Raw genomic sequence first — 20276 nt, 5'->3', positions numbered from 1 at the left:
TACATGAAAATCATCAAGACGCTGTTGCTGACCGCGCTTCTCGCCCTGCCGATGCTCGCCTCCGCGAAGACCATCGAAATGGACGTCAACGGACTCGTGTGCGCCTTCTGCGCGCAGGGCATCGAGAAGACGCTGAAGACCTTCCCCGCGACCGAGGCCGTGTACGTCAGCCTGGAACACCGCATCGTCGCGGTCGAGCTGAAGGATGGCCAGGACATCGACGACAAGACGCTGCGCAAGGCGCTCACCGACTCCGGCTACACACTGGTGAAGGTGCGCCGCACCGACGAGACCATCGATGCCGTGCGTGCGCGTGTGTCGAAGGAGAAGGCGTTGCCGGCCGTCGACCCTGCCAAGCACAGCCACGACGAAAAGGCGATGCCGGGCATGGGTCACCATGAGTGAGGTGGCGAATGCCAACGCACCGCTGCGCCGGAATCTCGGCGCAGCGATTCTGACGTTGGTCGCGAGTGGCGGCACGCTCGTGTGCTGCGTGCTGCCGGCGGTAATGGTCTCGCTGGGTGCGGGCGCGGCGCTCGCCGGGTTGGTGACCAACGTGCCGCAGTTGATCTGGATGTCGGAGCACAAGGCGTTGGTGTTCGGCGTCGCGACGGTGATGCTCGCGTTGTCCGGCGCCATGCTGTGGCGCGCGCGATCGTTGCCTTGTCCCGCCGACCCGGCGGCCGCGGCAACATGCCGGCGCCTGCGGACGGCCAGCGCGGCGCTGTGGTGGTTCGCCCTCGTCGCGGTCACCACGGGGGCCGCGTTTGCCTTCGTCCTGCCATTGCTGGTCGCGTGATTCATCGGCCGGGGACGCTTGCAAGCGGTCCGTTTCTGCTGCGCCATTCGCTGAGCAGCATCGGGCGGCGCGACGGCGACGCGCAGGCGAGGGTCCGGATCTGGCATCACAGCAAGCCTGGGCGCGGGTCACTGTGCTCAAGGACGCCAGGCGGCTTGGTCCAGACCCTTGGCCGAGGTTCGTCGCGCGCTTCGTTGAGACTGAGGTAGTCGTCGCACGCCCTGTGACCAGATCAGGCTAGAGTTCCTCCGCCGCTCCCCACCGACCGCCGCTCGACCTTCGATACACTGACCTCCATGGGAATCTCGATGCACGCACAGGGCGCATTCGGAGTAGGCATCTACTCCTACGCCGACGCTGCGCGTTTCATCGGAACGGAATCGCGTGAACTCCGGCGGTGGCTGAAGGGGTATTCCACCAGCAGGCACGGCGAGGTGCATGAGTACGACCCGCTTTGGCGCCCTCAGTTAGCGGAGACGGGCATCGATGGCATCGGATTTCGAGATCTGATCGAGCTAAGGTTTGTTCGGCTGTTCGTGACCGCGGGCGTTCCGCTTGTCCTCATCCGGCGCACCATCGACGAACTGCGTGAGCGACTCGGAAAGGAGTATCCCTTCACGAGTACCTCCTTCAAGACCGACGGCAAGCGCATTTTCATGGAGATGCTCAACGACAACGGCGACAAGGCGCTGGTTGACGTTGTGCGTCGCCAGGACGTAATGCCGAAGGTGATCGGTCCATCGCTTCGTGAAGGCATTGAGCTGAACGTCGACGAAGAAGCGACCCGCTGGTATCCGATGCCGAGATCGAAATCAGTGGTCTTCGACCCCGCGCGGAGCTTCGGTCAACCCATCCTGGCGGACTTCGGCGTTCCGACCGTTGCAATCGCCGAGGCCGTTAAGGCCGAAGGCGGCGATGCCAAGCGAGTCGCCCGTCTTTACGAAATACCCGTTGCCGCAGTCCGCAGGGCCTTGGCGTTCGAGGAACGGGTCGCGCATTGAAGGTTCAGATCGACGAGAACCTTCCTCCGGCCCTAGCGCGGGCGCTCAACGCCATTTCCGCGATCGACGACCACGAAGTTATCCATGTGTCCGATTTCGCGAAGGGCGCGCCCGATCTTGAACTCTTCCAGCGTGCGGTCGATTCCGGAGTCAAGGTCCATGTCACGCAGGACCACCATCACCGCCGCATGGTCCAGAAGGAAGCGATCGCGCGGCTAGGTCTGACCGTTTTTGAGTTGGCGAGCGGTTGGAACAACATGGGCCATTACCAAAAGGCCGCATGGCTGATCGAGTGGTGGCCCAACATCATGGATGTTGCCAAGTTGACGACCCCCGGGTCGATCTACGTTGTGCCCGCCTGCAATGCGCGTCGGGGCCGCTTGAAGCCCGCGCGCCGCTGAAGCCGCCGTCTGTAGACGGGTGCTACCCAGGTGCTACCCAGTGACGCCAAGTGGCGCAAACGAAAACGCCCCGCGTGGGCTGAAACCCAAGCGGGGCGCGAGATTCGCATGGTGGCCGGGGAGGGAATCGAACCCCCGACACGGGGATTTTCAATCCCCTGCTCTACCAACTGAGCTACCCGGCCAGCGAGCCGCGCATGATACGGAGACCGCCGGGGCAGGGCAAGCCGGATAGACGCTGAATGGCGTGCGGGCTGGGTCGAACCGCATGCGTCGGTCGGGAGCAAGATGCAGTGAGCCGGCCCTGCGATGGGGCCGGGATACCGGAGGTTCCCATGAAAGGCCAGCTGCTTTCCGCGATCGCGGCGGTCTCCGCGACTTTGGCGCTAGCCGCGTGCTCGTCGGGCATGACGCGCGCCGAGCGTCTGTCTCTTTACGAAGCCAGTGCCGGCGAGCCGGTGGCGAGGATCAATTTCTTCTCCCCGCAAAGCTGGGAAGAGATCGACAAGAACCACATCGCCGTGACCATGCGTCCAACCGAGACGTATCTGATGCGCCTCAGCGGCCCGTGCCTGGACTACGACAACGGTGCGGCGGGGATGCTCATCACCACGCAGACGGGCTCGTGGGTCCAGGCGAAATTCGACCGGGTGTCGTTCGGTTCCAACTTCACCTGCCGCATCGAAGAAATCCGGCCTCTCGATGTCGAAGCGCTTCGCACAGGCAGGAAGGCGTTCGACGGCCAGAAGGCGATCTGACGGATCAGGCGTCGGGCGCCACGAAGCCCGCGGGTTTCTCGGCGCCATCGCCGAAGAGGAACTTCTCCATCTCGGCCTCGAGCATCGCGCGATGCTTGGGGTCGAGCGGCGACAGCCGGTTTTCGTTGATCAGCATGGTCTGGTGCGCCAGCCAGCGTTGCCAGGCCGGCTTGCCGACGTGTTCGAACACGCGCTTGCCCGCCGGGCCGGGCCAGGGAATGAAATCGAGGCCGGCGGTCTCGACCTGGTCGACGATGCAGAACACGGTGCGGGGCATTTTCAACCTTCCAGTAATTTGCGGACCGGCGCGGGCAGGCCGAGCGTGCCCAGCGACGCGCGCGGGATCCAGCGCAGGTCGCCATTATCGCTCGTCGCGCGCGGCGGATCCGTTCCGCGCCAACGCAGCGGCTGGATCTGCAGGCGGTAATGCGTGAAGCCATGCGCAACGGGCGCCAGGGTTTCGGCGGATTCGAACTCGGCGGCGATGTGTTCGGCGAACCAGGCGCGCGCGGCGTCGCGATCGGCGTGTTCGGGGAACGACCACAGCGATCCCCAGATGCCGGCCGCGGGTCGGCGCTGCAACAGCACGCGGCCTTGTGCATCTTCGATCCACAACATCAGCGCGCTGCGTTCGGGCAAAGGCTTGCCGGGTTTCGGCGTGGGCAGCTCGGCCGTGCGGCCTTCGCGCAACGCGACGCATGTGCTTTGCATCGGGCACAGGATGCATGCGGGATCGGCGCGCGTGCACAACGTGGCGCCGAGGTCCATCTGCGCCTGCGTGTAATCGGCCATGCGCGCGTCGGGCAACTGCGCTTCGGCGATTGCCCACATTCGTTTTTCGATCGCGGGCAGGCCGGGATAGCCTTCGATGCCATGGATGCGCGCGAGCACGCGCTTGACGTTGCCGTCGAGGATCGGAAAGCGATCGCCCCACGCTTGCGACAGGATCGCGCCCGCCGTGCTGCGGCCGATGCCGGGCAGCGCCATCAATGCGTCGAGGTCGCGCGGCAACTCGCCATCGTGAAGTTCGACGCACGCCTTCGCCGCGGCATGCAAGTTGCGTGCACGTGCGTAGTAGCCGAGGCCCGCCCACAACGCGATGACGTCATCGAGCGGCGCCGCGGCAAGCGCACGCACATCCGGCAGCACGGCGACGAAGCGTTCGAAGTACGGAATGACGACGCGCACCTGCGTCTGCTGCAGCATCACTTCCGACAACCACACGCGATACGGCGCGCGCGGATGTTGCCAGGGCAGGTCGTGCCGGCCTTCGAGTTCGAACCACGCGAGCAGGCGGCCGGCGAACGAATCGGGTTCGATCATGGGGCCGCGGTGTCGAGGGTCGCGTCGTGCAGTCGCACATCGACGCCTTCGAGGATCACGCCGTCGATGTCGAGCGTCGGCGTCGTGAGCCGGCCGCTCAACGGCGGCAACGGCGAAGTCGGCGGCGCATCGATCCACGCAAGCACCGCAGGCAGCGCAAAGCGCGCGTCGAATCGCGTGTCGTCGCGCGCCAGTTGCAGGCGCGCAACCGACGAGAAATCGAACGGGCCCGCGTAATCGAGGATGACCGGCAACGGCGACGTCGATTGCCCGATCGGCGGCGGCAACGCGGGCCAGGCGTCCGGCCAGGTCGCGAGCGTGCCGGCCAGGTGCAGCATCGCCTTGTCGGTGTACGCGAAGGCCGCGCGTCCATCGAGATTCGGCACCAGGCCTTTGCCGCGCAATGCGATACCCGCGGGCGACAGCGAAACGGCGCCGCTTTCCATTCGCAGCGGCCCGTTGAGGGCGAATGCGAAGGGGAGGTCGACATCCTTCTGCGTGTAGCGCGCCGCGATCGACGCACGCAGCGGTGCGATCTGCATGCCATGGTCGTCGACGTGCAACGGGCCCGACACGCGCAACGTCGCCGGCATGCGACGGCCGGGTTGTTCGAGCGTGACCGTGCCATGTGCGCCGAGGCCGGCGTCGTTCGCGGGCTTGGTCATCGTCAGCGCGAGTGCGAAGGGCACGCGCGTGTCGGAGGCGACATAACGGCCCGATACGTTCGCTTCGACGGCTTTGTCCGGCATCACGCGCGGCACGTCCAGCGCGAGCGCATCGACCGACCAGCCCGCACCCAACACGCGTCCATCGCGCACGCGCAGGCCGTCGGAGAGTGTCGGCGTCTTCTGTTCGCTTTCGGGCCGCGATGCGAGCCATGCCTGCAGCATCGGCACATCGAGCACGGGGGCGTCGAGTTCGATGCGCTTGATCGCAAGGTCCGCGCCGCGCGAACGCACGGTCGACCACGGCACGGACACATCGACGCTCGCGGCGCGCAACATCGGACGCGCGGCACCGGGCGCGCGCGCTTCGACATCGCGCAACACCAGGCGCGGTCCCCCGGCCAACCAGTATTCCGAACTTCCGCGCGCGGTAATTTCCAGGCCGAGCGCAGAGCCCAGTTGCGACGTCACCATCGACGCCACGCGTTGCGGCCGCGAAGCCCACCACGCGACGAGCGCGAGCAGCAGCGCCACCGCCGCGAAGGCCAGCAGCCAGCGGCGCGCGCGCGTCATCAGGTGCCGAGCGATTCCGGGAGCAGGGCGTCGACGAAGGCTTCCGCGTCGAACACGCGCAGATCCTCCGGACGCTCGCCGATGCCCGCGTAGCGGATCGGAATGCCGAACTCGCGTGCGAGCGCGAACACCACGCCGCCCTTCGCGGTGCCATCGAGCTTGGTGACGACCAGGCCGGTCACGGTGACCGCCTGGTTGAACTGGCGCAGTTGCGAAAGCGCGTTCTGCCCCGTCGTGCCGTCGATCACCATCAGCACTTCATGCGGCGCGGAGGCATCGACCTTCGCGATCACGCGGCGGATCTTGCCGAGTTCGGCCATCAACCCTTGTTGCGTGTGCAGGCGGCCGGCGGTGTCGGCGATGAGGACTTCGACGCCACGCGCCTTCGCCGCATTCAACGCATCGAATGCGACCGACGCGGCATCCGCGTTCTGCCCCTGCGCGATCACGGGCACATCGTTGCGATCGCCCCACGCCTGCAATTGCGCGACGGCGGCGGCGCGGAACGTATCGCCCGCGGCGAGCATCAGTGTGCGGCCTTCGTCCTTGAAGCGACGCGCGAGCTTGCCGATGGTCGTGGTCTTGCCCACGCCGTTGACGCCGACGGTGAGCAATACGAAGGGCTTGGCATTCGCGTCGATCACCAGCGGCTGCGCGACGGGCGCGAGCATCGCGATCAATTCCGCGCGCAGCGAGCGCAGCAATTCCTTGGCGTCGGCGAACTCGCGGCGCTTCATGCGCTGGCGCAGGCCTTCGAGCAGCTGCGTCGTCGCGGCCACGCCGACATCGGCGGTGAGCAGCGCGGTTTCGATCTCGTCGAGCAGGTCGTCGTCGAGTTTCGGATTGCGCGAGAACAGGCCGCCGAGGCTCTTGGCGAAGCCGCTGCCGCGCAGGCGTTCGCGCCAGCCCGGCTTGCCGGGCGCAGCTGCGCGTTCGACGTAGGGTGCCTCGACGACCGGTTCGAAGTTGCGGTCGATCTCGACCGGCGCCGCCTCGGGCTCGGCGGCAGGCAGCACGTCGGCGCTGGGCGCGTCGGTCGGAAGGTCGGTCGAAGGCGGCGCGCCGTCGTCGGATTTCTTGCGTCGGAACCAGCGCATGCGGCCGCGGCATTCGATGTTGGACAATGGCCGGCATGGTAGCACCCGCCCCCAGAGCGCCCCGATGACGCGTCGCGATCCTTCCGCGGGCCATGTCCGCATCGTCGGCGGCCGTTGGCGCGGCACGAAGCTGCGCGTGCCCGATCGCCCAGGCCTGCGCCCGAGTTCGGATCGCGTGCGCGAAACGCTGTTCAACTGGCTGATGCCGATGTTGCCGGGCGCGCAGGTGCTCGATCTGTTCGCCGGCACCGGCGCGCTCGGGTTCGAAGCCCTTTCGCGCGGCGCGGCGAGCGCGGTGCTGGTCGAACACGATCGCGAGGCGGTCGCCTGCCTGCGCGAAGCCGCCGGACGCCTGCAGGGCGGGGAGGCCGCGCAGATCGTGCAGGCCGACGCGATGGCCTGGCTGCACGCGCAGCCCGACGCGAGCTTCGACCTGGCCTTCGTCGACCCGCCGTTCGACGCGAACCTGTGGGGCGGCGTGCTGCCGGTGCTGTCCCCGCGCTTGCGCGAGGACGGCTGGTTGTATGTCGAAGGCCCCGCGAGCGATGCCGCGCCGCCGCCGGAGGGCTGGCGCCTGCACCGCGAAGGCCGGACGCGCGAGGTGCGCTATGCGCTTTATCGACGGGGCGCCGGGGCGGGTTGAGCCGAACTTCAAACCAGCTGTTTCAAGTCGGTTACACTCGCCACGACCTTCCAAGCCGAAACCGCGCACCACAATGCCCGTGGCCACCCGCATCGCGGTTTATCCCGGCACGTTCGATCCGATCACGAACGGGCACGTGGACCTCGTCGACCGCGCCGCGCCGCTGTTCGAGCGCATGATCGTCGGCGTCGCGCACAGCCCCGGCAAGGGCCCCGCGCTGCCGCTCGACCTGCGCGTGGACCTGGCCAGGCAAGCGCTCTCGCATCACCCGAACGTGGAAGTGCGCGGCTTTTCCGGCCTGCTCGCGCATTTCGTGACCGAAATGGGCGCCGGCGTGCTGCTGCGCGGTCTGCGCGCGGTGTCGGATTTCGAATACGAGTTCCAGTTGGCGAGCATGAACCGGCACCTGATCCCGGGTGTCGAAACGCTCTTCCTCACGCCCGCCGAGCAATACGGTTTCATTTCCTCGTCGCTGGTACGCGAGATCTCCCGCCTCGGCGGCGATGTCTCGGGGTTCGTGCCGGCGGCGGTTGCCGCCGCGCTGCAGGCCGAATGGCAGCGCACTTCCGTCTGACCGACTTTCTTTAGTTCCGGGGGATTCACCATGCAACACAAGCTGCTCACGATGTCCCGCACTGCGCTGCTCGCGCTGCTCGCTGTCGTCGCCCTGTCGGCGTGCAAGAAGGAAGAAGCCCCGAAGGCGCAGGCCGCCGCGGTGGCCGTGCCCACCAACGGCGATCCGAATGCCTGGCAGGCCTACGCCAGCGACGTGGTCAAGAAGAACATGGACGGCGTCAACAGCGCGCCCTTCGTGTACTTCCTGCCGGAAGAGTCGGATCCGAACTTCCAGGACCAGTACGACGCGCAGGCCGAAAAGGTGAAGAGCGATCTCACCCGCGGCATCCTGGAAGGCAACATGCTCGCGTTCGTCTCGCCGGCCTCGGCGAAGATGGGCGACCTGGTGATCGCCTCGTTCGCCGACGTCGCCGCCGGTTCGATGAAGGGCGTCAAGGTCCTTTTCATCGGCCAGGCCGCGGACAACGAACGCGTCAAGGCGGCCGTCGCGCCGTCGGGCGTCAACTACGTGTTCGTCGAAGCGAAGTAAGCAACACCCGGCGCGTGGCCGCACGTCGGCCACGCGCTCTGGTCCAACCTCCATGTCCCTCAAGATCAACGAGCTCTGCGTCAACTGCGACGTCTGCGAGCCGGTCTGCCCCAACAAGGCGATCTCCCAGGGCGAAACGATCTACGTGATCGATCCGGCGCGCTGCACCGAGTGCGTCGGCCACTACGACGAACCGCAATGCGTCGTCGTCTGTCCGGTGGAATGCATCGATCCGGATGCCGCGCATCCCGAATCCAACGAACAACTGCTCGCCAAACTCCTGCGCCTGCAGCAGGAAGACGGCACCACGGAGCCTCCTGCATGACGCCAGCGTTGCGCCCGGTCATCCGGCAAGCTTTCACCTTCTGCGCGACGCTGACGTTGTTCGCGGCCTTCCAGGCGACGGCGGCCGACGCGCGCCCGCGACATCCGCCGGGCACCGTCATCGCCAGCGCACAGGCGCTCGCCACCGACGCGGGCTTCGAAGCGATCCGCAACGGCGGCAACGCTTTCGACGCGGCGGTCGCGACCTCCGCCGTGCTCGCGGTCGTCGAACCGATTTCCTCGGGCATCGGCGGCGGCGGGTTCTTCCTGTTGCACGATGCGAAGACCGGTCGCGATGTGTTCGTCGACGCGCGCGAAACCGCGCCGGAATCGGCGACGCCCGAGGCTTATCTCGACAAGCAGGGCGAACTCGACGTCGACCGCGCGGAAAACGGCCCGTGGTCGGCCGGCATTCCCGGTTTACCCGCTGCGCTGGTGCATATCGCATCCAAGTACGGCCGCCTGCCGCTGCGCACCACGCTTGCGCCCGCGATCAAGTTGGCGCGCGAAGGCTTCGAGGTCTATCCGCGCCTCGAGCGTGGTTACGGCAGCCGACGCGAAGTGATGGAGCGTTACGCCGGCACGCGCGCGGTGTTCCTCGCCGACGGCACGCCGCCGAAGGCCGGCGAAATCCTCAAGCAGCCCGATCTCGCGCACACGCTCGAACTGCTGGCCGAAAAAGGCCGCGACGGTTTCTACAAGGGCGAAGTCGCCGAGAAGTTGCTGAAGGGTGTCGCGGATGAAGGCGGCAAGTGGACCGCCGCGGAACTGGCGAGCTACCAGGTGCGCGAACGCGAACCGCTGCGCTTCAAGTACCGCGGTTGGGATGTCATCACCGCGCCGCCGCCGTCCTCGGGCGGCGTTGCGCTCGCGCAGATGCTGCAGATCCTCGAAGGCTGGGACCTGGCCAAGCTCGATGAAGCGCACCGCGTCCACGTCACCGTCGAAGCGATGCGCCGCGCGTTCCGCGATCGCACGATTTACCTGGGCGATCCCGATTTCGTGACCGTGCCGATGGCGCGCCTGATGGATCGCAATTACGCCGCCGGCCTGCGCGCGTCGATCCATCCGGAGAAGGCCACGCCCAGCGCGCTGATCTCCGGCAAGCCCGCGCCGCTGGAAGACGACGAGACCACGCACTTCGCGATCATCGACGCCGACGGCAATCGCGTGAGCACGACGCAGACCGTCAACCTGTTGTACGGGTCGGGCATGATCCCGCCGGGCACGGGCGTGCTGCTCAACGACGAGATGGATGATTTCGCGCTGCGCCCGGGCACGCCGAACGCGTTCGGCGTGATGGGCTTCGAAGCGAACGCACCGAAGGCCGGCAAGCGCATGCTCAGCTCGATGACGCCGACGTTCATCGAGAACGCCGACAAGTCGATCGCGATCGGCGCGCCGGGCGGCAGCCGCATCATCACCGAAGTGCTGCTCGGCATCCTCGGTTACGACGCGGGCCTGACGCCGCAGGAAGTCGCTGCGCTTCCGCGCTTCCATCATCAGTGGATGCCGGACGTGATCTCGGCGGAGAAGGGCGCGTTGTCGCCCGAAGCGGTCAAGGCGCTCGAAGCGATGGGCCACACCGTCAACGCCGCCGAACCGACGTGGGGCAACCTGCAGACCGTGCAGTGGGATCGCCGCACGAACACGCTGTCGGGCGGAAGCGATCCGCGCAATCCGGTCGGCAAGGCCGAAGTCCAACCGAGCGACGCGAAGGGCAAATGAGCGAGCAACCGCCGAAGAAGCCCTCGATCCACCACGTGCCCGCGATCCTGACGGGCGCGGCGGCGCTGATCGCATCGCTGACCGCGGTGTACGTCAATGTGCGCGGCGATCGAAATCCGCCGCCGCCCGCGGCCGCCATCGCGCCGGCGACGCCGAGCGTCGTCGCCGAAGCTGCGCCCGCGCGCGAAGCCCCCAAGTCTGTTGATCGCTTCACGATCACCGTCGACCGCATCGCCGTCGAACACGATGGATCGCCGGGCACGACCGACTGGCGCTTCACCGTGGAAGCCGACGACGACGCGCTGTTCGCGTTCCAGCAGGACGCGCTCGACGACACCGGTGGCCGCAACGTCGCGGTGCCGAAGGACGCCTCGGGCGTGCTGCGCCTGGAAGGTCGCCCCGGCGCGCGCATCGTGATCAAGGGCTGGCGCGGGCGCCTGTTCGGGCTGGGGCGTGCGCCGGACGCGACGGGGGAGGGCCGCCTGTCGGCCAATGGCGCGATCGGCGCGATCCGCGTGGCCGCGGCCGAACCCGAAGGCGGCGCCTTCGTGTTCCATCTGTCCGCCGATCCGGCGCGCTAGCGATCCGTTAACCACGTCACGGCTTACAATCGGCCGCATGAAGCTCTGGTCGATCCTCGGCAACTCGCAGAAGCTCGATGGCGGCGCGATGTTCGGCAACGCGCCGCGCGCGTTGTGGTCGCGCTGGTCGGCGCCCGACGAAGCCAATCGCATCGCGCTGGCCTGCCGCGCGCTCCTCGCGAGCCCCCTCAACGGCAAGACGGTGTTGTTCGAAACCGGCATCGGCGCGTTCTTCGATCCGAAGATGCGCGAGCGCTACGGCGTCGTCGAAGAGCGCCACGTGTTGCTCGAGTCGCTGCATTCGGCGGGATTCGAACATGACGACGTGGATGTCGTCGTGCTCTCGCACCTGCACTTCGACCACGCCGGCGGCCTGCTCGCACCGTGGGCCGAAGGCCGCGCGCCGGAACTGTTGTTTCCCAACGCGACCTACGTCGTCAGCAAGGAATGCTGGGAACGCGCGAACCATCCGCATGCGCGCGACCGCGCGTCCTTCATTCCCGAGTTGCAGGTGCTGCTGGAAAAGAGCGGGCGCCTGGAACTGGTCGAAAGCACGCACACGCCGGCGCTGGGCAAGAGCGTGCGCTTCCACTTCAGCGATGGGCACACGCCCGGGTTGATGCTGTCCGAAATCATCGGGCCGGATGCGAGCAATGGCGAATCGCACGGCGGCGTGGTGTTCTGCGCCGACCTGATCCCGGGGCGCCCGTGGGTGCATGTGCCGATCACGATGGGTTACGACCGCAACGCCGAATTGCTGATCGACGAGAAACGCGAATTCCTGGAAGACAAGCTCGCGCGCAACGTGCATCTGTTCTTTACCCACGATCCCGAATGCGCGCTCGCGCAGGTGGTGCGCGACGCGACGGGCCGCTTCGGCACGACGCACGAAGTGGCGGAACTGCACGCGCGGGCCCTGGCCGCATGAGGCCCGCACTGCGCGGCATCCTCGCGCTGCTGATGTTGCTGGCGGCGGGGTTCGTGCATGCGCAGGAAAGCGAACCGGTGTCCGATGAAGTGGTGCGCGATCGCGAGTTCGGCGTCAGCGCGCGGCACTTCGGGCTGGAGCGGCGCGTGGAGATGTACCAGTGGCGCGCGAAGGACGGCGGGTTCGAACGCGTGTGGAGCGAAACGCCGATCGATTCCAGCGGTTACACGCAGGGCCACGAGAATCCGGAATTCCCGATGCGTGGGCGGCGTTGGACCGCCGAGCATGTGACGCTCGACGACAAACCCGTCGATCGCAGCGTGATCGAACAATACGGTCAGTGGCGCCTGTTCCGTCCGAATTTCTCGGCTCTGCCGGGGAATCTCGCCGCCACGTTCCAACCCGAAGGCGATGGCCTGGGCAGTGCGGAGAATCCGCTGGATCCGCAGATCGGCGACCTGCGCATCGGCTGGCGCGAGTTGACCTTGCCGCCATTGAAGGGGCGCGTGTCGCTCGAACGCGGCACGTGGTTTCCGATCGCGGGCGATCCCATCGGCGACGATCCGCCGTTGCCGCAATTGGCGACGCAAGCCGTCGCGATGCCGCTGCCGACGACGACGTTGTTGTTCGCCGCGCTGCACGCGCTGATGTTGATGGGATTGACCGCGCAGGTGTCGCGCTGGCGCGCGAAGGCGCAGGTCGGCATCGGCGCCGGCGATTGCAAGGAGTTGAAGCGCTGGGTCCGGGTCCACGGCAACTTCACCGAATACGTTCCGATGACGTTGTTGTTGCTCGCGCTGCTCGAAATCACGGGCGTCGGGCGCCAGTGGATCTTCACCGGCGGCGCGCTGCTGCTGCTCGGTCGCGTGCTGCACGCGTGGGGCCTGGGCCGCCACGCGGGGACGTCGATCGGTCGTTTCGTCGGGATGGTGCTGACGATGGTGGTGCTGGGGAGCGCGGCGGTGGCCGCGCTCTGGGTCACGATGCGCTGACTCCCTCCCCTGCGAAGGCAGGGGAGGGCCGGGGTGGGGTTGCGTGGCTTCGCGACGCGCCTTTACGCCGCCGCAGCCTGCGTCTGTCGCGGGCCTTCGACCAGCGCACGCTTCACCATCGACACCAGCAGGTCGATTTCTTCGCTGTCGACCATGAAGTGCGGGGTGAAGCGCAGCGAGTTCGCGCCGCCGTGGATCACGCCCATGCCGTGTTCGCGCAGCCACTCTTCGGTCGAGCCGACGCCGTAACCCTTGAACTGCGGCGCGAGTTCGCACGAGAACAGCAGGCCCGTGCCCTGGACCTTGGTGATCAGGCCGCCGAGTTCATTCTTCAGCGCTTCGAACTTGGCGATCGCTTCCTTGCCGCGCTCGCGGATGTTGGTGCGCATCGCGGGCGTGAACTGTTCGAGCACCGCGACCGCGACGTCGAGCGCGCGCGGGTTGGTGGTCATCGTGTTGCCGTAGGTGCCGGCGCGATACAGCTTCTCGGCGCGCGCGGTGACGGCGAGCACCGACAGCGGGTACTGCGCGGCGTTGAGCGCCTTCGAATAGGTTTCCATGTCCGGCGCTTCCAGGCCTTCGAAGCCCGGGTAGTCGACGATCGACAGCACGCCGTTCGCGCGCAGGCCGGCCTGGATGGAGTCGACGAGGAACAGCGAGCCGTGCGTCTTGGTCAGCTCGCGCGCGGCGGCGTAGAACGCCGGCGGCACGCTGCGGCCCGGGTCGCCTTCGCCCATCACCGGCTCGAGGAACATCGCCTCGATGAACCAGTTGTTGGTCTCGGCGTCCGCGAAAATCTGCTTCAGCTGGTCGATGTCGTAGGGCTCGACGGTCAGCAGCGTGTCTTCGCCACGGAAGCTGGCCAGGTGCTGCAGGTAGGTCTTGCGCGAGGAATCCGAATACAGCGCCGGGCGCTCGGTGCGGCCGTGGAAGCTGCCCTTCACCACGATGCGCTTGATCGCGCGACCGGCGTGCTTGGCACCCGGATCGGTCATCAGCTTGGTGTTGACGTCGGCGATGCGCGCGGCGAGCGACACGCTTTCCGAGCCGGAGTTCAGGCACAGGAACTTGGTGTACGGGGTGCCGCCGCGGGTGTGGCCGATTTCCTTGCGCATCGCGCGATCGAAGCGCAGCTGCGAAAGATTGGGCGTCATGATGTTGGCCATCGCTTGCGGGCGCGCCATCGCGGCGATCACCGCATCCGGGGTGTGGCCCAGGCCGAGCATGCCGTAGCCGCCCGAATCGTGGAGCACCGCGCCCTTGAGCGTGACCACCCACGGGCCGCGCGCGGCGATGGCGATGTACGGGTTCACCGCATCCATCGAATAGAAATTGACGAAGCCGGCCTGCACGGCGCGGATCTGCGCGTCTTCGTCCAGGTCCAGCAGGTCGGCGAACTCGGCGCGCACGCGCGCGTATTCGGCGGCGGCGGCGGCGATGGCCTGCGCGAGTTCGGGGTGGTTCGCGGACAGGCGCAGCAGCGTGGCGTCGTCGAGGCCTTGCGTCCGACGCGTGCCGGCATGGGCACGAAGGGGGGCGAGGGGGGCGAGCAAAGCGTTGGCGTTCATGGCACGAACCTCGGGAAAATCTTGACGATGGGAACCCTTGAAAACAAAAACGCGGCGGGGCCGCGCAGTGCGTGTTTCCTTGGGATTTCAAAAGCTTGCGCGAGTCTACCACCCCCCAGACCCCGATATAACCCCCGGCGGCCGCTACACTAGGCGGCCTTGCTCCACCGGCCCCGCGGCCACCCGCCTTGAAGCGCTCCGACTTCCATTACGACCTGCCGCAGGCGCTGATCGCGCAGGCGCCGCTGCCCGAACGCTCCGCCAGCCGCTTGCTGGTCGTCGAACCCGCGCCCGCGCCCCTGGCCGACCGCGGCGTGCGCGACCTGCCGGATCTGCTGCGCGCCGGCGACCTGCTGGTCTTCAACGACACCCGGGTCATCCCCGCGCGCCTGTTCGGCCAGAAGGCCAGCGGCGGGCGCGTGGAAATCCTCATCGAACGCCTGCTGCCGGGCGACGAAGCCCGCGCCCAGGTCGGCGCGAGCAAATCCCCGAAGCCCGGGTCGCGCATCGCGCTCGATGCCGGCGGCGAGGCCGAGGTCCTGGGCCGCGAAGGCGAGTTCTATCGCCTCCGCTTCCATGTCGACGGCCCCTTCGCCGATTGGTTGCAGCACGCCGGCCGTTTGCCGCTGCCGCCGTACATCCATCGCGACGCCGATGCCGCCGACGATGCGCGCTACCAGACCGTCTTCGCGAAGGAAACCGGCGCGGTCGCCGCGCCGACCGCGGGCCTGCATTTCGACGGCGCGTTGCTCGATGCACTGCGCGCGAAAGGCATCGACTTCGGCCATGTCACCTTGCATGTCGGCGCGGGCACGTTCCAACCGGTGCGTGTCGACGATCTGTCCGAGCACCGCATGCACAGCGAGTGGCTCAATGTCGGCGCGGCGCTGATCGATCAAGTCAACGCAACGCGCGCACGCGGCGGGCGCGTGATCGCGGTCGGCACGACCGTCGTGCGTGCGCTCGAATCGGCCCTGGTCGACGGCGCGCTGCAACCCTTCGCCGGCGAGACGTCGATCTTCATCCTGCCGGGCTATCGCATTCGCAGCGTCGACGCGTTGCTCACCAACTTCCATCTGCCGGAGAGCACCTTGCTCATGCTGGTGTCCGCGTTCGCCGGCAAGGCGCGCATCTTCGAGGCCTATGCGCATGCGATCGCGCAGGGCTACCGTTTCTTTTCCTACGGCGACGCGATGCTGCTGTGGCCGTCGAGCGAGGCCGGCGCATGAGCCGCATGCGTTTCGAATTCCTCGGCCAGGATGGCGCCGCGCGTCGCGGAAGGCTGCATTTCCCGCGTGGCACGGTGGAAACGCCGGCGTTCATGCCGGTGGGCACGTACGGGTCGGTCAAGGGCGTGTTTCCCGACCAGATCCGCGGGCTCGGCGCCGAAATCATCCTCGGCAACACCTTCCATCTGTATCTGCGCCCCGGGCTCGAAGTCATCGAAGCGCACGGCGGCCTGCATGGCTTCGCGCGCTGGGACGGGCCGATCCTCACCGACTCCGGCGGCTTCCAGGTCTTCTCGCTCGCGCATCGCCGCAAGATCACCGAGAAGGGCGTGACCTTTGCGGCGCCGACCGACGGCTCGACCGTCTTCCTCGGCCCGGAAGAAAGCATGCGCATCCAGCGCGTGCTCGATTCGGACGTGGTGATGATCTTCGACGAATGCACGCCGTATCCGGCGACGCATGAGGTCGCGCAAGCCTCGATGCAACTGAGCCTGCGCTGGGCCGAACGTTCCAAGCGCGCGCACGAAGGCAACGACGCGGCGCTGTTCGGCATCGTGCAGGGCGGGGTGCATCACGATCTGCGCAGCGCGTCGGCGGCCGGCTTGCGGGACATCGGCTTCGATGGCTATGCCATCGGCGGCCTGGCCGTCGGCGAGCCCGAGCACGAACGCAACGCGATGCTCGACCACACGTGTCCGGCGTTGCCGGAAGATCGCCCGCGCTACCTCATGGGCGTGGGCCGGCCCGAGGACCTGGTCGAAGCGGTCGCGCGCGGCGTGGACATGTTCGATTGCGTGATGCCGACGCGGAACGCGCGCAACGGCCACTACTTCACGAGCACGGGGACGGTCCGCATCCGCAACGCGAAGTACGAGAAGGACTTGCGGCCGATCGAGGAGGGCTGCGGCTGCCCCACCTGTTCCGGCGGCTATACGCGGGCGTACCTGCGCCACCTGGATCGCTGCAACGAGATGCTGGCGCCGATGCTCGGCACCCTCCACAACCTCTGGTACTACGAAAAGCTGATGGCGGACATGCGCGCGGCCATCGAGCGGGGAACCTTCGCGGCATTCAGGGAGTCTTTCCACGCCGCCCGTGCCGCGATCCCCGGGGCGCAGCCCACCCACGTGGCATAATCCTCCGCCTTTTCACATTGCCGGACCCAGCAAAATGGACCTGCTCGACCTGTTGATCGCCCCCGCCCACGCCCAGGCCGCCGCGCCTGCCGCCGGTGGCAGCATGTGGCAGACGCTTTTGCTGCCGATCGTCTTCATCGGCCTGATGTACTTCCTGATGATCCGTCCGCAGATGAAGCGCCAGAAAGAACACCGCTCGATGCTGGACAAGCTCAATCGCGGCGACGAGGTGATCACCAGCGGCGGCATCGCCGGTACGGTCACCGAAATGGGCGACAACTTCGTCACCGTCGAAGTCGCCACTGGCGTGCAGCTGCGCGTGCAGCGCGGCGCGATCGCCAACGTGCTCCCCAAGGGCACCTTGAAATCCGCCTGATCCGTTAGTTTTTCCAAGACTTTTCACGAAACGCAGTTGCGGCGGCCGGATGGTCGCCGCGGGGTCGCCCGATGCTTGAGTACGCGCGCTGGAAATACGTCGTCATCCTGTTGGTGCTGGTGCTGAGCACGCTGTACGCGTTGCCCAACATCTATCCGCAGGATCCCTCGGTGCAGGTCACCGCCAACCGTGGTTCGACGGTGGATGCCACCACCAAGGCGCGCGTCGAAGGCGTGCTGAAGAAGATCGGCGTCGCCCCCAAGGCGGTGGAGATCTCCAAGGACGGCAACCTGCTCGTCCGCCTGCGCGACCCCAACGTGCAGATCAAGGCGGCCGACGCCGTCCGCGAGGCGATGGGCACCGACTACGTCGTCGCGCTCAACCTCGCCTCGACGGTGCCGGCGTGGCTGCAGAAGATCGGCGCGCGCCCGATGCTGCTGGGCCTGGACTTGCAGGGCGGCGTGCACTTCCTGATGCAGGTCGACCAGCAGGCCGCGCTGGCCAAGCGCTTCGAAGCCACGGCTGAAGACGTCCGCGTGCTGCTGCGCGAAAACGGCGTGGCTTACACGTCCGTCGAGCGCCGCCCCGACAACAGCATCATCGCCACGCTCGCTTCCAATGCCGATCCGGCGAAGGCGCGCGACCTGATCGCGAAGCAATTGCCGACGCTGCAGCCGCTCGACAGCGCGCTGCCGAACCAGGTCGCCGTGCGCATCCCGCAGGCCGAGCTGGACAAGGTGGCGAGCGAAGCCATCGAGCAGAACGTCAGCACGCTGCGCAACCGAATCAACGAACTCGGCGTGGCCGAGCCGATCATCCAGCGCCAGGGCACCGACCGCGTCGTCGTGCAGTTGCCGGGCGTGCAGGACACCGCGCAGGCCAAGCGCATCCTCGGCGCCACGGCGACCCTGGAATTCCGCGGCGTGCACGAAGGCAGCATCGAAGACGCGCGGAATGGCAACGTCCCGCCGGACGCGCGCCTGTTCACCGCGCGCGGCAGCAAGGGCGGCCCGAGCTATCCGGTGCTGCTCAAGAAGCGCGTCATCGTTTCGGGCGAACAGCTCGTCGGCGCGCAGGCCACGCGTTCGCCGGACGACGGCTCCCCGGCCGTGTCGATCACGCTCAATGGCCCGGGTGGCCAGCGCATGTTCGACTACTCCAGCGAAAACGTCGGCAAGGGCCTGGCGGTCGTCTACATCGAACGCATCCCGGAAGTGAAGGTCGTCGACGGCAAGGACGTGCGCAGCACGCGCGTCAAGGAAGAGGTGATCTCGGTCGCCAACATCCGCGAACCGCTGGGCAAGAACTTCCAGACCTCCGGCCTCGACAGCCCGAAGGACGCCTCCGACCTCGCGCTGCTGCTGCGCGCCGGTGCGCTGGCGGCGCCGATGGAATTCGTCGACGAACGCACCGTGGGCCCGAGCCTGGGTGCGGAGAACGTCGAGCGCGGCCTGACGGCGGTGCTGTACTCCTTCGGCTTCGCGCTGGTGTTCTTCCTCGTGTACTACCGCATGTTCGGCATCATCACGTCGGTGGCGTTGCTCATCAACCTGCTGATGGTGATCGCGGTGATGTCGATCCTCGGCGCGACGCTGACCCTGCCGGGTTTGGCGGGTATCGCATTGACCGTCGGCATGTCGGTCGACGCCAACGTGCTGATCAACGAACGTATCCGAGAGGAGCTACGCCTCGGCATGCCACCGTTGGGTGCGATCAAGGAAGGCTACGAGCGCGCGGCGGGCACCATCGCCGACGCCAACATCACGGCCATCCTCGCGGGTATCGCGTTGTTCGCGTTCGGTACGGGCGCGGTGAAGGGGTTCGCGGTCTCGCTGATCGTCGGCATCCTGACGTCCATGTACACCGCGGTGTCGGTCTCGCGCGGCATCGCCACGCTGATCTACGGCCACCGCCGCAAGCTCAAGTCCATCGCGGTCTGATCGGGAAGCCAAGCAAATGAAACCGTTCAACGTCTTCCCGTACGACAGCAACATCAACTTCATGCGCATGCGCTGGGTGTCGCTGATCGTGGCCGCGCTCATCATGTTCGTCGGCCTCGGCGCGATGGTCACCAAGGGCTTCAACTTCGCGCTGGACTTCACCGGCGGCGTCGGCGTCGAGCTGCGCTTCCAGAAGCCGGCGGACGTCGACGGCGTGCGCTCGCGCCTGGAAAAGGCCGGCTACGCCAACGCGCAGGTGCAGACCTTCGGGACCGGCAGCGACGTGCTCGTGCGCCTGCAGGACCGTCCGCACGGTGCGTCGCAGGCCGGTGGCACGTCGTCCAGCATCGCGCAGGAAGTCCGCACGCTCGCCTCCACGCCCGACAACCAGGCCGAGGTGCGCAGCAGCGCGCAGATCTCGCCGCAGGTGGGCAAGGAACTCGCGCAGAACGGCGTGTACGCGTTGCTGTTCGTGCTGTTCGGCTTCGGCATCTACATTTCGGCGCGCTTCGAATGGAAGTTTGCTGCGGCGGCGATCGTCACCACGCTGCACGACGTCATCGTCGTGGCGGGCTGGTTCGCGCTGAGCGGGCACGAGTTCGACCTGACGGTGCTCGCCGGCGTGTTGTCGGTGATGGGCTACTCGATCAACGACACGATCGTGGTGTTCGACCGCGTGCGCGAAAACTTCCGCGGCATGCGCGCGCCGCCGTACGAGGTGCTGAACAAGTCGGTCAACCAGACGCTCTCGCGTACGGTGATCACCTCGTTCGTGGCCTTCCTGACGGTGTTCGCGCTGTACGCCTACGGCGGCGGTTCGCTGCGCGGCATGGCCGAGTCGCAGATGATCGGCATCGTCATCGGTACGCTGTCGTCGATCTTCGTGGCCTGCCCGTTGCTGCTGTGGTTCGGCGTGAGCAAGCAGGACCTGATGCCGAAGGCGCGCGACGAAGCCGCGCTGGCGCGTCGTCCCTGATCCGATAAGCGTCAAAGCGCGACGCCCGTCGGCGTCCGGCAAACCAGAAAAGGCCGCGCATCCAGCGCGGCCTTTTCTGTTGGCGCGTGCACTTAGCCTGTCGACTCGACCACTGAATGGTCGGCCGCATTCG

23 protein-coding genes and 1 tRNA gene are annotated in these 20276 nt (G+C 67.1%); 18 read left to right on the top strand and 6 right to left on the bottom strand.

What is annotated here, in order from left to right; translation table 11 throughout:
• Nucleotides 1-3 precede the first annotated feature (3 nt).
• The 4 genes from GN331_RS14500 (at nt 4) to GN331_RS14485 (ending at nt 2201) form a co-directional block, all read left to right on the top strand.
• Complete coding sequence (locus GN331_RS14500; RefSeq protein WP_156643015.1) at nt 4-405, top strand: heavy-metal-associated domain-containing protein; 402 nt, start codon at nt 4-6, stop codon at nt 403-405.
• The gene (locus GN331_RS14495; RefSeq protein ID WP_156643014.1) at nt 398-799 is read left to right on the top strand and encodes a hypothetical protein; all 402 of its coding nucleotides are present in this window, start codon (nt 398-400) and stop codon (nt 797-799) included. The genes GN331_RS14500 and GN331_RS14495 overlap by 8 nt, the downstream gene beginning before the upstream one ends.
• A 296-nt stretch (nt 800-1095) precedes the next feature.
• On the top strand, nt 1096-1800 hold the full coding sequence (locus GN331_RS14490; protein ID WP_156643013.1) for a DUF433 domain-containing protein: 705 nt from the start codon (nt 1096-1098) through the stop codon (nt 1798-1800).
• The gene (locus GN331_RS14485) at nt 1797-2201 is read left to right on the top strand and encodes a DUF5615 family PIN-like protein (protein ID WP_156643012.1); all 405 of its coding nucleotides are present in this window, start codon (nt 1797-1799) and stop codon (nt 2199-2201) included. The genes GN331_RS14490 and GN331_RS14485 overlap by 4 nt, the downstream gene beginning before the upstream one ends.
• Nucleotides 2202-2310: 109 nt before the next feature.
• On the opposite strand, the gene GN331_RS14480 is transcribed toward GN331_RS14485, so the two are convergent.
• Nucleotides 2311-2386: transfer RNA gene (locus tag GN331_RS14480), tRNA-Phe, on the bottom strand.
• Between the two features lie 150 nt (nt 2387-2536).
• Between GN331_RS14480 and GN331_RS14475 the strand changes: the two genes are divergently transcribed.
• Nucleotides 2537-2959 (top strand): DUF6491 family protein, encoded by a 423-nt coding sequence (locus tag GN331_RS14475; RefSeq protein WP_156643011.1) that lies wholly within the window; start codon nt 2537-2539, stop codon nt 2957-2959.
• 4 nt (nt 2960-2963) lie between these two features.
• Here GN331_RS14475 and GN331_RS14470 read toward each other — a convergent pair whose 3' ends face one another.
• Genes GN331_RS14470 through ftsY form a run of 4 tightly spaced genes read right to left on the bottom strand, consistent with a single transcriptional unit; the run spans nt 2964 to nt 6866 of the window.
• Nucleotides 2964-3236: an oxidative damage protection protein gene (locus tag GN331_RS14470; RefSeq protein WP_156643010.1), complete on the bottom strand. Its 273-nt coding sequence runs from the start codon at nt 3234-3236 to the stop codon at nt 2964-2966.
• A gap of 2 nt (nt 3237-3238) precedes the next feature.
• A complete protein-coding gene (gene mutY / locus GN331_RS14465) occupies nt 3239-4282 on the bottom strand; it encodes an A/G-specific adenine glycosylase (protein ID WP_156643009.1) in 1044 nt (347 codons plus the stop codon).
• Nucleotides 4279-5520: an AsmA family protein gene (locus tag GN331_RS14460; RefSeq protein WP_156643008.1), complete on the bottom strand. Its 1242-nt coding sequence runs from the start codon at nt 5518-5520 to the stop codon at nt 4279-4281. Before GN331_RS14460 ends, mutY begins: the two co-directional genes overlap by 4 nt.
• Nucleotides 5520-6866, bottom strand: a complete 1347-nt coding sequence (gene ftsY / locus GN331_RS14455) for a signal recognition particle-docking protein FtsY (RefSeq protein WP_425489299.1) — start codon at nt 6864-6866, stop codon at nt 5520-5522. Before ftsY ends, GN331_RS14460 begins: the two co-directional genes overlap by 1 nt.
• Between ftsY and rsmD the strand changes: the two genes are divergently transcribed.
• From rsmD to GN331_RS14415, 8 genes are all read left to right on the top strand, one after another.
• Entirely contained in the window at nt 6748-7260 is a 513-nt protein-coding gene (gene rsmD / locus GN331_RS14450; RefSeq protein WP_425489305.1) for a 16S rRNA (guanine(966)-N(2))-methyltransferase RsmD, read from the top strand. The genes ftsY and rsmD overlap by 119 nt on opposite strands.
• Nucleotides 7261-7333: 73 nt before the next feature.
• Complete coding sequence (gene coaD / locus GN331_RS14445) at nt 7334-7834, top strand: pantetheine-phosphate adenylyltransferase (RefSeq protein WP_156643006.1); 501 nt, start codon at nt 7334-7336, stop codon at nt 7832-7834.
• 30 nt (nt 7835-7864) lie between these two features.
• A complete protein-coding gene (locus tag GN331_RS14440; protein WP_425489298.1) occupies nt 7865-8365 on the top strand; it encodes a hypothetical protein in 501 nt (166 codons plus the stop codon).
• A 52-nt stretch (nt 8366-8417) separates the two neighbouring features.
• The gene (locus GN331_RS14435; protein WP_156643005.1) at nt 8418-8690 is read left to right on the top strand and encodes a YfhL family 4Fe-4S dicluster ferredoxin; all 273 of its coding nucleotides are present in this window, start codon (nt 8418-8420) and stop codon (nt 8688-8690) included.
• Nucleotides 8687-10417: a gamma-glutamyltransferase gene (ggt, locus tag GN331_RS14430; protein ID WP_156643004.1), complete on the top strand. Its 1731-nt coding sequence runs from the start codon at nt 8687-8689 to the stop codon at nt 10415-10417. Before GN331_RS14435 ends, ggt begins: the two co-directional genes overlap by 4 nt.
• Nucleotides 10414-10998: a hypothetical protein gene (locus GN331_RS14425; RefSeq protein ID WP_156643003.1), complete on the top strand. Its 585-nt coding sequence runs from the start codon at nt 10414-10416 to the stop codon at nt 10996-10998. Before ggt ends, GN331_RS14425 begins: the two co-directional genes overlap by 4 nt.
• Before the next feature lie 37 nt (nt 10999-11035).
• On the top strand, nt 11036-11926 hold the full coding sequence (locus GN331_RS14420; protein ID WP_156643002.1) for an MBL fold metallo-hydrolase: 891 nt from the start codon (nt 11036-11038) through the stop codon (nt 11924-11926).
• Entirely contained in the window at nt 11923-12918 is a 996-nt protein-coding gene (locus tag GN331_RS14415; protein ID WP_197427160.1) for a TMEM43 family protein, read from the top strand. Before GN331_RS14420 ends, GN331_RS14415 begins: the two co-directional genes overlap by 4 nt.
• Before the next feature lie 62 nt (nt 12919-12980).
• Here GN331_RS14415 and GN331_RS14410 read toward each other — a convergent pair whose 3' ends face one another.
• The gene (locus GN331_RS14410; protein WP_156643000.1) at nt 12981-14486 is read right to left on the bottom strand and encodes an aminotransferase class III-fold pyridoxal phosphate-dependent enzyme; all 1506 of its coding nucleotides are present in this window, start codon (nt 14484-14486) and stop codon (nt 12981-12983) included.
• 188 nt (nt 14487-14674) lie between these two features.
• Here GN331_RS14410 and queA point away from each other — a divergent pair, with 188 nt between their 5' ends.
• From queA to secF, 5 genes are all read left to right on the top strand, one after another.
• A complete protein-coding gene (queA, locus tag GN331_RS14405) occupies nt 14675-15715 on the top strand; it encodes a tRNA preQ1(34) S-adenosylmethionine ribosyltransferase-isomerase QueA (RefSeq protein WP_156642999.1) in 1041 nt (346 codons plus the stop codon).
• Nucleotides 15712-16851, top strand: a complete 1140-nt coding sequence (gene tgt, locus GN331_RS14400) for a tRNA guanosine(34) transglycosylase Tgt (protein WP_156642998.1) — start codon at nt 15712-15714, stop codon at nt 16849-16851. The genes queA and tgt overlap by 4 nt, the downstream gene beginning before the upstream one ends.
• Nucleotides 16852-16885: 34 nt before the next feature.
• The gene (gene yajC / locus GN331_RS14395; protein ID WP_156642997.1) at nt 16886-17227 is read left to right on the top strand and encodes a preprotein translocase subunit YajC; all 342 of its coding nucleotides are present in this window, start codon (nt 16886-16888) and stop codon (nt 17225-17227) included.
• 71 nt (nt 17228-17298) lie between these two features.
• Nucleotides 17299-19167 carry a protein translocase subunit SecD gene (gene secD, locus GN331_RS14390; protein ID WP_156642996.1) on the top strand — a complete coding sequence of 623 codons (1869 nt, stop codon included), beginning with the start codon at nt 17299-17301 and terminating at the stop codon, nt 19165-19167.
• A 16-nt stretch (nt 19168-19183) separates the two neighbouring features.
• On the top strand, nt 19184-20143 hold the full coding sequence (gene secF / locus GN331_RS14385) for a protein translocase subunit SecF (protein ID WP_156642995.1): 960 nt from the start codon (nt 19184-19186) through the stop codon (nt 20141-20143).
• Nucleotides 20144-20276: the final 133 nt, after the last annotated feature.

The organism is Noviluteimonas gilva, assembly GCF_009740395.1.
GTDB classification, from domain to species: Bacteria; Pseudomonadota; Gammaproteobacteria; order Xanthomonadales; family Xanthomonadaceae; genus Noviluteimonas; species Noviluteimonas gilva.
Note: the sequence above shows the minus strand (reverse complement) of the source record. Positions and strands in the feature narration are given on the sequence as shown.